The sequence below is a fragment of the Aeribacillus composti genome (assembly GCF_031760945.1).
Taxonomy (GTDB): Bacteria; Bacillota; Bacilli; order Bacillales; family Aeribacillaceae; genus Aeribacillus; species Aeribacillus composti.
In genome coordinates this window covers 2,158,462-2,173,656 of sequence record NZ_CP134501.1, presented here as the reverse complement: position 1 = coordinate 2,173,656, position 15,195 = coordinate 2,158,462, and the positions used below count along the sequence as shown (strand labels likewise).

General features: G+C 40.3%; 15 protein-coding genes. All 15 read left to right on the top strand.

What is annotated here, in order from left to right:
• The first annotated feature begins 89 nt into the window (after positions 1 to 89).
• The 15 genes from RI196_RS10445 (at position 90) to spoVS (ending at position 15,016) form a co-directional block, all read left to right on the top strand.
• Complete coding sequence (locus RI196_RS10445) at positions 90 to 2,402, top strand: DNA translocase FtsK (protein ID WP_144597757.1); 2,313 nt, start codon at positions 90 to 92, stop codon at positions 2,400 to 2,402.
• An 82-nt stretch (positions 2,403 to 2,484) separates the two neighbouring features.
• Positions 2,485 to 2,613 carry a YfhE family protein gene (locus tag RI196_RS10440; RefSeq protein WP_311066216.1) on the top strand — a complete coding sequence of 43 codons (129 nt, stop codon included), beginning with the start codon at positions 2,485 to 2,487 and terminating at the stop codon, positions 2,611 to 2,613.
• Between the two features lie 103 nt (positions 2,614 to 2,716).
• On the top strand, positions 2,717 to 2,899 hold the full coding sequence (locus tag RI196_RS10435; protein WP_063386722.1) for a YfhD family protein: 183 nt from the start codon (positions 2,717 to 2,719) through the stop codon (positions 2,897 to 2,899).
• A 437-nt stretch (positions 2,900 to 3,336) separates the two neighbouring features.
• On the top strand, positions 3,337 to 4,614 hold the full coding sequence (yfmF, locus tag RI196_RS10430; RefSeq protein WP_063386723.1) for an EF-P 5-aminopentanol modification-associated protein YfmF: 1,278 nt from the start codon (positions 3,337 to 3,339) through the stop codon (positions 4,612 to 4,614).
• Positions 4,611 to 5,900 (top strand): EF-P 5-aminopentanol modification-associated protein YfmH, encoded by a 1,290-nt coding sequence (yfmH, locus tag RI196_RS10425; RefSeq protein ID WP_311066215.1) that lies wholly within the window; start codon positions 4,611 to 4,613, stop codon positions 5,898 to 5,900. Before yfmF ends, yfmH begins: the two co-directional genes overlap by 4 nt.
• A 15-nt stretch (positions 5,901 to 5,915) precedes the next feature.
• Entirely contained in the window at positions 5,916 to 6,629 is a 714-nt protein-coding gene (ymfI, locus tag RI196_RS10420; protein WP_232515766.1) for an elongation factor P 5-aminopentanone reductase, read from the top strand.
• Between the two features lie 73 nt (positions 6,630 to 6,702).
• On the top strand, positions 6,703 to 6,960 hold the full coding sequence (locus tag RI196_RS10415) for a DUF3243 domain-containing protein (protein ID WP_063386726.1): 258 nt from the start codon (positions 6,703 to 6,705) through the stop codon (positions 6,958 to 6,960).
• A 146-nt stretch (positions 6,961 to 7,106) separates the two neighbouring features.
• Complete coding sequence (locus RI196_RS10410; protein WP_066246441.1) at positions 7,107 to 7,901, top strand: YmfK family protein; 795 nt, start codon at positions 7,107 to 7,109, stop codon at positions 7,899 to 7,901.
• 15 nt (positions 7,902 to 7,916) lie between these two features.
• Positions 7,917 to 8,804, top strand: coding sequence for a helix-turn-helix domain-containing protein (locus tag RI196_RS10405; protein ID WP_094246010.1), 888 nt, complete (start codon positions 7,917 to 7,919; stop codon positions 8,802 to 8,804).
• A gap of 54 nt (positions 8,805 to 8,858) precedes the next feature.
• Entirely contained in the window at positions 8,859 to 9,437 is a 579-nt protein-coding gene (gene pgsA / locus RI196_RS10400) for a CDP-diacylglycerol--glycerol-3-phosphate 3-phosphatidyltransferase (protein WP_094246009.1), read from the top strand.
• Between the two features lie 24 nt (positions 9,438 to 9,461).
• Entirely contained in the window at positions 9,462 to 10,715 is a 1,254-nt protein-coding gene (locus RI196_RS10395; protein ID WP_094246518.1) for a competence/damage-inducible protein A, read from the top strand.
• 166 nt (positions 10,716 to 10,881) lie between these two features.
• Complete coding sequence (gene recA, locus RI196_RS10390) at positions 10,882 to 11,892, top strand: recombinase RecA (RefSeq protein ID WP_063386751.1); 1,011 nt, start codon at positions 10,882 to 10,884, stop codon at positions 11,890 to 11,892.
• 248 nt (positions 11,893 to 12,140) lie between these two features.
• The gene (gene rny, locus RI196_RS10385) at positions 12,141 to 13,700 is read left to right on the top strand and encodes a ribonuclease Y (RefSeq protein WP_063386730.1); all 1,560 of its coding nucleotides are present in this window, start codon (positions 12,141 to 12,143) and stop codon (positions 13,698 to 13,700) included.
• Between the two features lie 82 nt (positions 13,701 to 13,782).
• On the top strand, positions 13,783 to 14,577 hold the full coding sequence (ymdB, locus tag RI196_RS10380) for a 2',3'-cyclic-nucleotide 2'-phosphodiesterase (protein WP_063386731.1): 795 nt from the start codon (positions 13,783 to 13,785) through the stop codon (positions 14,575 to 14,577).
• Positions 14,578 to 14,755: 178 nt separating this feature from the next.
• Positions 14,756 to 15,016 (top strand): stage V sporulation protein SpoVS, encoded by a 261-nt coding sequence (spoVS, locus tag RI196_RS10375; protein ID WP_003181955.1) that lies wholly within the window; start codon positions 14,756 to 14,758, stop codon positions 15,014 to 15,016.
• Positions 15,017 to 15,195 lie beyond the last annotated feature (179 nt).

The following is a 15,195-nucleotide window of genomic DNA, read 5'->3' as shown; positions in this document are numbered from 1 at the left end:
TTTGTATGATATAATATGGACACAAACAGTCGTTCGCAGCCAAATAGTGGCTGCGTTCTTGTTTTACATAATACATAGGTGGGATTAAAGTGGCAAAAGTGAAAAGGAAACGAAAAAAGAGAAAAACGGATTGGCAAAATAAACTAAAATTTGAAATAGCGGGACTTCTGCTATTATCATTGTCGATAATCGCTTTAAGCGAATTTGGATTTGCTGGCAAAGCGCTTGTCGCCTTTTTTCGGTTCTTCGCTGGAGAATGGTTTATTATCTTTTTGCTAGGATTATTATGGTTTTCCATATATATATTTTGGAAAAAGACATTCCCTCATTTTTTAACGAGAAGATGGCTCGGGATCTATCTTATAGTTGGCTCAATTTTAATTCTCAGCCATATGAAGCTGTTTGAAAATTTGTCAAAGGGAGGAGTTTTTGCTTCTCCAAGCGTTATATTGAATACTTGGGAGATGTATTTAAAGGAATTAAACGGGGAGGCAAGCGCTCAAGATCTTGGAGGAGGAATGATCGGCGCCGTTTTTTTTGCTGCATCATACTATTTATTTTCTTCAGGGGGCACCCGAATTATTTCCATTGTCTTGATCATAATTGGTTGCATCTTAATTTCCGGAAAATCACTCGGAAACAGCCTCTCCAAAATTGTTGAGTCCATCGGCCGGATTTTCAAAAAACAATTTTTTGCCTTTGTGGATGATATGAAGAACTTATTTTCCTTAGTAAAAAAACAAAAGAAAAAGCAAAAGAAGCATCGCTCCAATAAGGTTCAGGCTGAAGACGATCAAGAACAAGAAGATGAACATTTAGAAGAAAATACATCTGAACCGATTATTTCCAGTTTTACAGACCATCCGGAAATCGTGACAAATGATAAAAAAGAGCCCGAAAATAATTTAAAGCAGGAACAAATTACGCTTGAAGAAAAGGATGAGCCGATCGCCTTTCAGGAGATAGAAAACAAAGATTATAAATTGCCTCCGATTGATTTGCTGTCTCTTCCAAAATACAGCGGTCAGCATGCCGATAAGCGGAATATTTACGATAATGCGAGAAAACTAGAGCGCACTTTCCAAAGCTTTGGAGTGAAGGCAAAGGTTACCCAAGTACATTTAGGGCCTGCTGTAACAAAATATGAAGTGTACCCGGATGTCGGGGTGAAGGTAAGCAAAATTGTCAGTTTAAGCGATGACCTGGCGCTGGCTTTAGCAGCAAAAGATATTCGGATTGAAGCGCCGATTCCGGGAAAGTCTGCAATTGGAATTGAGGTGCCGAATTCAGAAATTGCGATGGTGTCATTGCGCGAGGTGCTGGAATCCAAAATGAACGATCGCCCTGATTCCAAGCTGCTGATCGGTTTAGGACGTGATATAACTGGAGAAGCGGTGCTGGCTGAACTGAACAAAATGCCACATCTGCTTGTTGCAGGTGCAACAGGCAGCGGAAAAAGCGTCTGCATTAACGGGATTATTACAAGCATTTTGATGAGGGCGAAGCCTCATGAAGTGAAAATGATGATGATCGATCCAAAAATGGTCGAATTAAGTGTTTACAATGGGATTCCGCATCTATTGGCTCCTGTTGTGACAAATCCGAAAAAAGCGTCGCTCGCATTGCAAAAAGTAGTAAATGAAATGGAAAGAAGATACGAGCTTTTTTCACATACTGGAACGCGCAATATTGAAGGATATAATGAAATGATCAGAAGGCAAAATTCGCTTTCAAAAGAGAAGCAGCCTGAGCTTCCTTTTATTGTCGTCATCGTGGATGAGCTCGCTGATTTAATGATGGTGGCTTCTTCTGATGTAGAAGATTCGATTACACGCTTGTCACAAATGGCCCGTGCTGCTGGCATTCATTTAATTATTGCGACTCAACGTCCGTCTGTTGATGTAATTACAGGAGTCATAAAAGCCAATATTCCATCGAGAATTGCCTTTAGTGTGTCCTCCCAAACCGATTCACGCACTATTTTGGATATGGGGGGAGCTGAGAAGCTGCTCGGAAGAGGAGATATGCTGTTTTTGCCAGTCGGATCATCAAAGCCGATTCGTGTTCAAGGAGCGTTTTTATCAGATGAAGAAGTGGAAAAAGTCGTGAATTACGTCATTTCACAACAAAAGGCACAATATCAAGAAGAAATGATTCCGAACGAAGATTCCGAGGATCATGGAGATGTTGATGATGAATTATATAATGAAGCGGTTCAACTAGTTGTGGACATGCAAAGTGCAAGTGTATCCATGCTGCAAAGAAGATTTAGAATCGGCTACTCAAGAGCTGCGAGATTAATTGACGCCATGGAAGAGAGAGGGGTAGTCGGACCTTATGAGGGAAGCAAGCCGCGCCAAGTGTTGATTTCTAAAGAAGAGCTGGAGGAACGTTTGTCATAAAAATTTTCGTGTTTTTCATGCAAAAATATTTTAATAACGGGCATACTAAAACTACATTTACTAGAAAGTGAGAGATCGATGGATGGCAAAAGATGCGAAACGTAAAAAAGCAAAAAGCAGTTTGAGCAGCGCCCAAGAAGTCACTTATTCGAGAGCGTTTAAAATGGCTGACAGAGCGGGAGGCTTTTCAGAAAAACATGAAAGCCATTAAAGCATAAAAATGCCAATTATAAAATGCTCCGAACATGTCACCCTAATGGATAGGACATGTTGTGAAAGCAACTGTCTACACCCTCTTTGCGGAGGTGCGCAAAATGGGAAGAGCACATAAGCAAAAAGCGCGTGATAAAAACAAAGCTAAGCTGCCGCAAGTGCCAAAAAATTTGAAGTCAGACGGCAAAAGTATTGAATTTTCAAGAGAGCTTGCAGACAAGGACGATCTTCAAGCATTGGCTCGCTCTGCTGCAGCGGACAAAAGGCAACAGAAAAGAACATAAAGGTTGTTTCAAAAGCTGTGCCTGAAAAATAATGATGAAAGACAACAGAATTCATTTTCTGTTGTCTTTTTAAGTATATGGTATTTTTTTACTTAAAATTGAACAATAAACTGAAACACACAAAAAAGTATTGGGCAACGATCAATAGTGTGTTTTCTCCGAGAATCTGCTAAAGACTTTTTAATTCCTGCATGTTATCGTATAGTATACCCATATTTTATACATAAGAAGGATGTCATAACTCAGCTGATCTGGCTAGAGACATCCTTGCTTTTTGTAAATAATTAACAGTAATATAATTATGTAAACTTTAAATAATAATTCATTTCGTTATGATTTCCTTCAATATCCTATGATTGATATAATTACTAATAACGTGTTTTTTCATGATTGGAAACAATAACATATAGAAAGCTTTCAGGCTTAGGAGGGATAGAATGGGTTTTTTACAAGAGCAAGTAAGCGAAATAAACGGGATTCAGCTGCATACCGTTTCATCAAATGCTTTTAAAACAAATTCACTCATTTTAAGGTTAAAGGCGCCGCTATCGGAAAAGGATGTAACCATTCGAGCTTTGCTTCCCCATGTTTTGCAAAGAGGTACAGCATCCTACCCATCCACAACTGAATTAAGGAAATATTTGGATGATTTGTACGGTGCAACACTGCAAGTCGATTTAGCCAAAAAGGGAGAAAACCATATCATTACGTTCCGGATGGAAATCCCGAATGAAAAATTTTTAAAAGATAAGACACCTTTATTGGAAAAAGGGATCGAATTGTTGTCCGAAGTACTTCTTTCGCCTCCTCTGCAAGAAGGGGTGTTCAATCAAAGCATTATCGAACAAGAAAAGCGGACATTAAAACAGCGCATTCAAGCGGTTTATGACGATAAAATGCGTTATGCGAATTTACGTTTAATCCAAGAAATGTGCAAAACTGAGCCGTACCGTCTGCATGTCAACGGAGAGAAAGAGCATATCGACCAAATTTCTCCTCAACAGCTGACGGATTATTATACAAACATGCTGCAGCATGATGAAGTCGATTTATTTGTGATCGGGGATATTGAAAACGAACAAGTGGCTGATATTGTCAGGAAATATTTCCGTTTAACAAAATCCAATCAACAAGCTAGGGCTGAAAGTGTTGAAAAAAAAATTGAGAAGGTTAACGAAGTTATCGAAGAACAAGACATTACCCAAGGGAAATTGAACATCGGGTACCGCACGCACACAACATATAGTGATCATGATTATTACGCATTGCAAGTGTTTAACGGCATTTTTGGGGGATTTCCGCATTCGAAGCTGTTTCTAAACGTTCGCGAAAAGAACAGTCTTGCTTATTATGCTTCCTCGAGAGTGGAAAGCCATAAAGGCTTGTTAATGGTGATGTCAGGAATTGAAATGAAGAACTACGAACGCGCTCTCACGATTATTCATGAACAAATGGAAGCGATGAAAAAAGGAGATTTTACAGATAAAGAATTGGAACAAACGAAAGCGGTGATCAAAAATCAGTTGCTGGAAACAATCGATACCCCTTACGGAATGACGGAAGTGCTGTACCACAATGTTGTTGCGAAAACAAACCGAACTATTGAAGAATGGATCGAAGGGGTAGAAAAGGTCCAAAAAGACGAAATCGTCCAGCTTGCTGAAAAAATTCAACTGGATACGGTTTATTTTTTGAAAGGGGGCGGATCTTTATGATAAAAGAAATTACATTCGATCAACTGAAAGAAACGTATTATTATAAGAAAATGGAAAATGGATTAGATGTTTATGTCCTTCCAAAACAAGGGATTCATAAAACGTATGCGACATTCACCACTAAATACGGTTCTATTGACAATAAATTCGTTCCAATTGGCAAAGAGGAAATCGTTCACGTCCCGGATGGCATTGCTCACTTTTTGGAACATAAGCTTTTTGAAAAAAAGGATGGGGACGTATTTCAACAGTTTAGTGAACAAGGGGCATCGGCCAATGCATTTACATCCTTCACGAGAACGACATATCTTTTTTCCAGCACGGCAAATGTTGAAAAAAATTTAGAAACGTTAGTAGATTTTGTCCAAAGTCCTTATTTTACTGACCAATCCGTTGAAAAAGAAAAAGGCATTATAGGTCAAGAAATCAACATGTACCAAGACAATCCTGATTGGCGGCTTTATTTTGGACTCATCCAAAACATGTATGAAAGCCATCCAGTACGGATTGACATTGCCGGCACAATTGATTCGATAAATCAAATTACAAAAGAGCAGCTTTATGAATGCTACGAAACGTTTTACCATCCCAGCAACATGCTCCTGTTTGTGATCGGGCCTGTTCAACCGGAAAAAATTATCAAGCAAGTGGAAGAGAATCAGGCAAAAAAAGATTTTAAAAAGCCAACCAATATTGTTCGTGAACAAGTACATGAAAGAGATGAAGTGTTTAAAACGAGTGAAAAAATTTATATGAATGTCAAGTCGTCGAAATGCTTAGTCGGCTTAAAGGCAAAACATCCTTTCCGAAAAGGGGAAGAGCTGCTTACGCATGAGCTTTCCATGAATTTAATTTTAGAAATGCTTTTTGGCAAAAGCTCAAAGCTTTATTTGGAATTGTATGAAAAAGGGCTCATTGATGATACGTTCAGCTTCGATTATACAGAGGAGTACAGCTTCGGTTTTGCTATGGTCGGCGGCGATACCGACCGGCCGGATGAGCTGAGTGAATATATAAAAGAAGCTCTTATGAAAAGCAAGCAATCGTTATTTACCGATGAGCAGCTGGAAGCCGCCAAAAAGAAAAAAATCGGCTCTTTTTTAAGGGCTTTTAATTCTCCTGAATTTATCGCCAATCAATTTACCCGGTATCAATTTAACGAAATGAATCTGTTCGATGTTGTGCAAGCTTTAGAAAATGTAAACATGGACACGATTGAAGCAGTTTTAAAAGAAGCGATTGATGAAGATTATTTAACAGTTTTCCAAGTTTTGCCGAAATCATAATATTGCGGAGGGGAAATCTTGAAAACAGCGTTAGTAACTGGAGCCAGCGGAGGAATCGGAAAAGCGGTTGTAGAAAAATTGGCTCAGGAAGGATATCAAATTTATGCTCAATACTTTCGAAACATTGAACCGTTAAAAGAAGCAATGAAGTTATATGATCAGATCATTCCAGTTTATGCGGATTTGTCATCGGAAAGCGGGACGGAACAATTACTTGAAAACATTCCAACTTCTATAGATGCTCTTATTTTTGCTAACGGTATTTCCCACTACGGACTGATTCAAGATGTTTTGATGGAAGATTATCAAAAAATTATACAGCTTCATCTCACGTCGCCTTTTTTTATTACTCAAAAAGTAGTCAGTGGAATGATAAGAAAACAAAAAGGAAGCATTCTTTTCATCTCCTCTATATGGGGGCAGACAGGAGCCAGCTGTGAAGCTTTGTATTCCATGGCAAAAGGGGGGCAAATTTCCTTTGTGAAAGCACTAGCGAAGGAATTAGCGCCTTCCAATATTCGCGTCAACGCCGTTGCGCCAGGCATGATCGATACAAGTATGAATGATCGATTCTCTCCTGAAGAATTGGAAGATATTAAAAACAGCATCCCCCTTGAAAGAAATGGAAAGCCTGAAGAAGTCGCGAATGTTGTTTTATTCCTTATTAGCGAGCAAGCTTCCTACATTACAGGTCAGGTGATTGCTGTCAATGGAGGATGGTACTGCTGATTCCCTCTCCCGTATAAAAACTGCATGATCAAGGGAAAATAAAAATTGATTAAACGATAAAGGAGGGGAACATATGTCAGTATTGGAAAATTGGAATCAATGGAAAGATTTTTTGGCGGATCGCCTCCAGCAAGCAGAAAGCGGCGGATTGTCCCAAGAGGTTATTTCCAATTTAGCGTATGAAATCGGTGATTATTTAGCAAAGCAAGTGGAGCCGAAAAACCCTGAAGAAAAAATTCTTCACGATCTGTGGAGTGTCGCTTCAAAAGAGGAGCAACATGCAATCGCCAACATGATGGTGAAACTTGTTCAAAATGACAGCGTCCATTAGGATGTTTTTCATTTATTACTGTCAAGTTAGGGCACTTGGTGAAATGACCAAGATGCCCTTTATTTTTTCCTTGCAATTATCCTTTCTTCTTTATCTAAAATGATTTATTATAAATTTATAGGTGTGTTATTTGGGGGTCTTTGAAGGTGGAAAAAACTGAATGGTATTTAGAATATAAAATTCAAAAAAACCGGCCGGGGCTGCTGGGAGATGTTTCGTCTTTGCTCGGTATGCTGAACATTAATATCGTTACGATTAACGGCGTTGATGATATGCGCCGCGGGATGCTTCTGCGCTGCGAAACGATTGAACAAATTAAAAGGCTTGAATCTATTCTGAATACGATGGACAACATAACAGTGACAAAATTGCGGCAGCCTAAGCTGAGAGATCGTCTTGCTGTCCGTCATGGCTTTTATATTCAACGGGATGCAGATGATAAAAAGACGTTCCGTTTTGTTCGCGATGAGCTTGGTATTCTTGTTGATTTTATGGCCGAGCTCTTTAAACAAGACGGTCATAAATTAATCGGCATACGCGGAATGCCGCGTGTCGGAAAAACAGAATCGATCGTAGCGGCGAGCGTCTGTGCGAATAAAAGATGGCTTTTTCTCTCTTCAACCATGCTGAAGCAAACTGTCCGGGAAAGGCTGATTGCTGATGAATACCGGACAGATAACGTGTTTATTTTAGATGGAATCGTCACGATGAAAAGAGGCTCTGAACAGCATTTGCAATTAGTTCGGGAAGTGATGCAGCTTCCGGCAACGAAAGTCGTGGAGCATCCAGATATTTTCGTTCAGAGCTCCGAATATACTTTGGATGATTTCGACTACATTATTGAACTTAGACATCACCCTGATGAAGAAATTACGTATGACGTTGTAGAAAATAATCATCAGCCGTTTGGCCACTCAATTTATAATGGATTTGATTTTTAGAAAGGTGGGTACGTTTTGAGCGAGTTAGGTAACCATCTGAGACAAGCTAGGCTGGAAAAAAACATTTCACTCGATGACTTGCAGGAAATAACTAAAATTCAAAAGCGCTATTTAATCGGCATTGAGGAAGGAAACTACTCGATCATGCCGGGGAATTTTTATGTGCGTGCGTTTATTAAACAATACGCGGAAGCGGTTGACCTTGATCCGGATGTTTTATTTGAACAGTATAAAAATGAAATACCAAGTACATATGATGAGATACCTGAGAAATTGTCCCGCGTTCAAACGCATAAAGAGCTTCCAAAGCCGGCTTCCAAATTTTTAGAGCTGTTGCCGAAGCTTGCCGTCATCGCTGTTATTATTTTGGTGGCGATTATCGTTTGGGTGCTTTCCCAGCGTGGAAGCACAGATGAAGGCGTTCAGACGGAGGACGATACAAAATCCGTCAAAATAGAAACCTCTGGCGTGGAGCCTGAGAAAAAAGAGCAAAATAATATTGTCGATGAAAAAGACCGTTCGGTTGAAGAAACAGAACAAGAGGAGAAAAAAGATGAGAACGCCGAAAATGAAACGAAGCAAACATTGACGGTAAAAGAAGTAAGAGGGAAAGAAACCGTATATGAATTGTCCAATGCGGACAAATTGGTGATCGATATTTCAACCAATGGGAATTCGTGGATAGAAGTGAAGAACGGAAAAGGAAAATCGTTTTTTGCAGGAATGATGCGACAAAATGAGCAGAAAACGGTTGATGTAACAGCGGAAGAAGAAGCAAAAATCGTTGTAGGCGATGCTCGATTTACGACCATTCAAGTGAATGGAGAAGCCGTTTCTTATGAAACGGACCCGAATAAAATGGTTCGGCAGGATATTATCATTTTAAATAACAAGAATGAATAAGTCATCGTATGAGATGGCTTATTCTTTCTTACTTTATGCTAGTGGAGGTACAAAATGAATTTGCCAAATCGAATTACTGTATCAAGAATTATGCTAATTCCAATATTTATGATTGTGATGCTGGGCGATTTTAATTGGGGAAATTGGTCGGTCGGTGAAGAAGTCATCCCTGTCAAACATGTCGTTGGCGCCCTCATTTTTATTTTAGCTTCGACGACCGATTGGATTGATGGATATTATGCACGCAAGCTTGGACTTGTGACAAATTTAGGAAAGTTTTTAGATCCTCTTGCCGATAAATTGCTCGTTTCTTCAGCTCTCATCATATTGGTGGAAATAGGTGCTGCTCCGTCTTGGATTGTCATTCTGATCATCAGCCGTGAATTTGCCGTAACCGGATTGCGTTTAGTTCTGGCTGGTGAAGGAGAAGTCGTAGCAGCTAACATGCTCGGCAAAATAAAAACATGGACACAGATCGTGGCTATTTCCGCTTTGCTTTTACATAATATACCTTTTGAATGGATTTCGTTTCCATTTGCAGACATTGCTTTGTGGGTTGCGCTCTTTTTTACCATTTTATCTGGATGGGACTATTTCATGAAAAATAAACACGCGTTTGTCAATTCGAAATAACCATGTGGAGGATATTGTATGAATGTGAATGCTGAAATTATTGCTGTCGGTTCAGAACTGTTGCTTGGACAGATCGCCAACACAAACGCCCAATTTATATCAAAAAAGCTTGCTGAAATAGGTGTTAATGTTTTTTATCATACGGTCGTTGGAGACAATGCTGAGAGGCTCAAGCATACGATCGAAACGGCAAAAAAACGGTCGAATTGCATCATTTTTACCGGCGGGCTCGGCCCGACAAAAGATGATTTGACGAAAGAAACGATTGCACGTATTTTGAATAAACGCCTCGTGATCGACGAGGCGGCGATGAAAAACATTGAGGATTTTTTTAAACGGACGAAACGGACAATGTCGGAAAACAATCGGAAACAAGCATTAGTTTTGGAAGGTTCTACTGTTTTGCCAAATCATTACGGAATGGCGCCAGGAATGGCGTTAGAGGCGAACGGAATTACATATTTGCTAATGCCGGGCGTTCCGAAAGAAATGAAGCCGATGTTTATCAACTACGGTGTGCCGTTTTTGCAATATCATTACGGGTTAAAAGAAAAAATCATATCGCGTGTACTTCGTTTCTTTGGCATCGGCGAATCTCAGCTTGAAACAGATATAGAGGATCTGATTGATCAGCAAACAAATCCGACCATCGCGCCGCTGGCAAAAGACGGCGAAGTAACATTGCGCCTGACAGCAAAACATGAAGATGAGTCGACTGCGCTGAAGCTGATTGACGAAACAGAAAAAAAGATTTTAAGCCGTGTTGGCCGATATTTTTATGGACACGGTGAAACTTCGATCCAAGAGCAGCTTATGAAGCTTCTAAAAGAAAAGCAATATACTATTTCGGCTGCAGAAAGTTTGACGGGCGGTCTTTTTTCCGAACAGCTGACCCATTTTCCAGGCGCTTCGAATATTGTGCTTGGAGGAATTGTCTGCTATACAAACGAAGTGAAGCAGCATGTTCTTGGCGTGTCGGAAGAAACGTTGAAAACAAAAGGAGCCGTTAGCTCTGAATGTGCGAAAGAAATGGCGGAAAATATAAAAAAATTGACCGGCAGCAATATCGGCATCAGCTTTACGGGAGTGGCAGGACCTGATCCTTCTGAAGGAAAAGAAGTTGGGACTGTCTATATCGGTATTCAAATCGACGATCGGCCGACGGCAGTCTTTGAGCTTCATCTTTCCGGTACTCGGGAAGGGATCAGGCACAGAACGGCAAATTATGGCTGCTACTATGTAATGAATGTAATAAAGGAAATGGAAAACCGGTTATGAGCGTCTTCATCCGGTTTTTTAATTTTTATATAATGAAAATTAAAAAACGAATAAATGTTCCCTTTTTTCTTGGCAAACAGGAAAAAACACGGTATATTTATTTTGAAGCTATCAATTTTTTAAGGAGGAAATTGTATTGAATCATGATCGTCAAGCTGCCTTGGAAATGGCGTTAAAACAGATTGAAAAACAATTCGGAAAAGGTTCGATAATGAAGCTTGGAGAACAGGCTGAGCGAAAAGTTTCAACAGTTCCAAGCGGATCGCTGGCATTGGATGCAGCTCTTGGCGTCGGCGGATATCCTCGAGGTCGGATTATTGAAATATATGGACCGGAAAGCTCCGGTAAAACGACAGTGGCCCTTCATGCCATTGCTGAAGTTCAAGCTCTAGGCGGGCAAGCAGCGTTCATCGATGCGGAACATGCGCTCGACCCTGTCTATGCGCAAAATTTAGGTGTTAATATTGATGAACTGCTTTTGTCGCAGCCCGATACCGGCGAGCAGGCTCTTGAGATTGCAGAAGCTCTCGTTCGCAGCGGTGCAGTCGACATCATTGTCATTGACTCGGTCGCAGCACTCGTCCCAAAAGCGGAAATTGAAGGCGAAATGGGCGATGCGCATGTCGGATTGCAGGCGCGTCTTATGTCACAAGCGCTTCGGAAGCTTTCAGGAGCCATTAGCAAGTCGAAAACCATTGCGATTTTTATTAATCAAATAAGGGAAAAAGTGGGCGTCATGTTCGGAAATCCCGAGACAACTCCAGGGGGACGCGCGCTGAAATTTTACTCATCTGTCCGCCTTGAAGTGCGCAGAGCTGAACAGCTGAAACAAGGAAATGATATGGTAGGAAACAAAACGAAAATTAAAGTTGTCAAAAACAAAGTAGCGCCTCCTTTTAGAACGGCAGAAGTTGATATCATGTACGGGGAAGGGATTTCAAAAGAAGGAGAAATCATCGACCTGGGAACGGAATTGGATATTATACAAAAAAGCGGTTCGTGGTATTCTTACCAAGAGGAGCGTTTAGGACAGGGAAGAGAAAATGCAAAGCAATTTTTGCGCGAAAATCCGGATATTCGCGATGCCATTCAGCAAGAAATTCGCAAGGCATATGGCCTTGAAACGAATGAACCTGTGCAAGAGGGGCAGGAAACGTTCGAGCTTTTGGATGAATAATGTACGCACATCTTAGCGTAAGGCTGGCGGAGTAGCCGGTCTTATTTTTTTGGTCAAAAAAAGCCCCATCCTTTGTTCGACAAGATGAAAACTTGACAAGGGTTATTCCCACATTTAAAATGGATATGTATATTTTTTCATTTTTGCAATATATTTAACATATTTTTTTGGAAAATGTTATTGGGAGAGTAAATGTGTAATGCCGACACTTTCTTTGTGACAAGTTCATAGCAAGAGGAGGTGAAAGAATGGAACTCATTGAAATCATCTCCATTTTGCTTGGCCTAATCGTCGGTGCAGTTGTTGGTTATTTTGTTCGAAAATCCATTGCTGAAGCGAAAATAGCGGGTGCAAAAAACGCCGCGGAACAAATTCTTGAAGATGCTAAGCGTGAAGCTGAAGCAACGAAAAAAGAAGCGCTTCTGGAAGCAAAGGATGAAATTCATAAGCTTCGTTTGGAAGTAGAAAAAGAAATTCGCGAAAGAAGAAATGAACTTCAAAAACAAGAAAACCGTTTAATGCAAAAAGAGGAGAATCTCGATCGAAAAGATGAATCATTAGATAAGCGTGAGGCGATGCTAGATAAAAAAGAAGATTCTCTAAATGAAAGACAACAGCATATTGAAGAGATGGAAAGCAAAGTGGAAAAGATGGTGCAAGAAGGACAAATAGAGCTTGAACGCATTTCGGGTTTATCGCGTGAAGAGGCGAAACAAATCATCCTTGAACGAGTGGAAAAGGAACTTTCTCATGATATTGCTGTAATGGTGAAAGAAGCAGAAACAAAGGCGAAAGAAGAAGCAGACAAAAAAGCAAAGGCAATTCTTTCCCTTGCTATACAGCGCTGTGCAGCAGATCATGTGGCTGAAACGACCGTTTCTGTTGTGAATTTGCCAAATGACGAAATGAAAGGCAGAATTATCGGCAGAGAAGGAAGAAATATCCGCACTCTAGAAACGTTGACAGGGATCGACCTCATCATCGACGATACACCGGAAGCGGTTATTTTATCAGGATTTGATCCGATTCGCCGTGAAACAGCAAGAATTGCGCTTGACAAGCTTGTTCAAGACGGGCGCATTCATCCAGCGCGAATTGAAGAAATGGTGGAAAAATCGCGGCGGGAAGTGGACGAGCATATTAGGGAAATCGGAGAACAAACGACATTTGAAGTTGGCGTTCACGGTCTTCATCCGGATTTGATCAAAATTTTAGGCAGATTGAAATTTCGAACGAGCTATGGCCAGAACGTGCTGAAGCATTCAATAGAGGTTGCCTTTTTAACCGGATTGATGGCTGCCGAATTAGGTGAGGATCAAATCCTTGCAAGACGTGCAGGGCTTCTGCACGACATCGGAAAAGCCATTGACCACGAAGTAGAAGGAAGCCATGTTGAAATCGGCGTGGAGCTGGCAACGAAGTATAAAGAACACCCGGTTGTCATCAACAGCATTGCTTCCCATCATGGGGATGAAGAACCGACATCGGTAATTGCGGTTTTAGTTGCAGCGGCTGATGCTTTATCGGCAGCACGGCCGGGTGCCCGCAGTGAAACGCTTGAAAATTATATTCGCAGGCTTGAAAAATTGGAGGAAATTTCCGAGTCGTTTGAAGGTGTGGAAAAATCGTACGCCATTCAAGCAGGCCGCGAAGTTCGCATCATGGTAAAACCGGATGCAATAGATGATTTAGAAGCTCATCGATTAGCAAGAGATATTCGCAAGCGGATCGAAGAAGAGCTTGACTACCCTGGACATATTAAAGTGACCGTCATTAGGGAAACTCGTGCGGTTGAATATGCCAAATAAAGTGGTACATGAAAATGTGCCGCTTTATTTTTTTTTCAATTTATGCAAAACTATATAATAAACATTTAGAAAGGAATTCATCATGAAAGTTTTATTTGTAGGCGATGTGGTAGGAGCAAAAGGGAGAGAAATGGTTGAACAATATTTGCCGAAGCTGAAGAAAAAATATAATCCTGAAGTAACAATTGTCAATGGTGAAAATTCTGCACATGGCAAAGGAATAACTATGAAAATTTACCAGAAGCTTCTTTCATTGGGAGTTCAGGCAGTGACAATGGGCAACCATACTTGGGATAAAAAAGAAATTTTTGAATTTATCGATGAAGCAAAAGCGTTGGTTCGACCGGCTAACTTTCCTGAAGGCACACCAGGAAAAGGAATCGTGTACGTGGAAGCGGATGGAAAAGAGCTTGCAGTCATAAACCTCCAAGGAAGAACATTTTTGCCGGCAATCGATTGCCCTTTTCGGAAAGCGGATGAATTGATTCAAGAAGCGAAGAAAAGAACTCCATATATTTTTGTTGATTTTCATGCGGAAGCAACGAGCGAAAAACAAGCGATGGGCTGGTATTTGGATGGGAAAGTTTCCGCAGTGGTTGGCACTCATACACACGTTCAAACTGCCGATGAAAGAATTTTAGATAAAGGAACGGCATTTATTACCGATGTCGGGATGACAGGACCATATGATGGTATTTTAGGAGTTGACAGGGAAGCAGTATTAAAAAAATTTTTAACGAATCTCCCTGTTCGGTTTGAAATCAATGAAGGCAGAGGACAATTGAATGCCGTATTAGTGGAAATTGAGGAAGGAACCGGCAAAGCGAAATCGATCAAACGAATATTAATCAATGATGATCACGTTTATTTTGAATAAATTAAATAAAAAAAAATTAAAAATAAGCAGGAATACTGCCAAACTTTAGGGAATATAGTAACTATGGGATGGAACCAATTGTTCAAGAGGTGATGGGTCTTTTGAACAATGCATCTAACAGCATTTGTTCCAATAAATTTTCACGAACCATTGTAAAAAATGAAGGGGGAACTAGGAAATGGAAATATTAAAAGTTTCAGCAAAATCTAATCCGAATTCTGTCGCCGGAGCGCTAGCAGGGGTGCTGAGGGAGCGTGGAGCCGCCGAAATTCAAGCGATTGGAGCTGGAGCATTGAATCAAGCTGTAAAAGCGGTAGCGATAGCAAGAGGATTTGTAGCTCCGAGCGGTGTTGACTTAATTTGTATTCCGGCATTTACAGATATTCAAATAGACGGTGAAGAACGAACAGCCATTAAATTGATTGTTGAGCCGAGATAACATGTTTAAATAAATTAGCTAAACAGTCTGCACTCCTTTTCGGTTGCAGACTGTTTTTTGCTTAAAATGTTGATAATATTTATCGGTTTTATTATAATTTCATTATACAGAAATAAAGAATGGTGAATATTTAAAATTTTTTGTCATTACAAGCATTTAAACTTGTAATTTTGATTATT

Bases quoted from the DNA above. Each gene is read 5' to 3' on its own strand.
- RI196_RS10440 (WP_311066216.1), top strand. From the start codon at position 2,485: ATGGCAAAAGATGCGAAACGTAAAAAAGCAAAAAGCAGTTTGAGCAGC.
- pgsA (WP_094246009.1), top strand. From the start codon at position 8,859: ATGAATTTGCCAAATCGAATTACTGTATCAAGAATTATGCTAATTCCA.
- yfmH (WP_311066215.1), top strand. From the start codon at position 4,611: ATGATAAAAGAAATTACATTCGATCAACTGAAAGAAACGTATTATTAT.
- yfmF (WP_063386723.1), top strand. From the start codon at position 3,337: ATGGGTTTTTTACAAGAGCAAGTAAGCGAAATAAACGGGATTCAGCTG.
- recA (WP_063386751.1), top strand. From the start codon at position 10,882: ATGGCGTTAAAACAGATTGAAAAACAATTCGGAAAAGGTTCGATAATG.
- RI196_RS10415 (WP_063386726.1), top strand. From the start codon at position 6,703: ATGTCAGTATTGGAAAATTGGAATCAATGGAAAGATTTTTTGGCGGAT.
- ymdB (WP_063386731.1), top strand. From the start codon at position 13,783: ATGAAAGTTTTATTTGTAGGCGATGTGGTAGGAGCAAAAGGGAGAGAA.
- RI196_RS10435 (WP_063386722.1), top strand. From the start codon at position 2,717: ATGGGAAGAGCACATAAGCAAAAAGCGCGTGATAAAAACAAAGCTAAG.
- rny (WP_063386730.1), top strand. From the start codon at position 12,141: ATGGAACTCATTGAAATCATCTCCATTTTGCTTGGCCTAATCGTCGGT.
- spoVS (WP_003181955.1), top strand. From the start codon at position 14,756: ATGGAAATATTAAAAGTTTCAGCAAAATCTAATCCGAATTCTGTCGCC.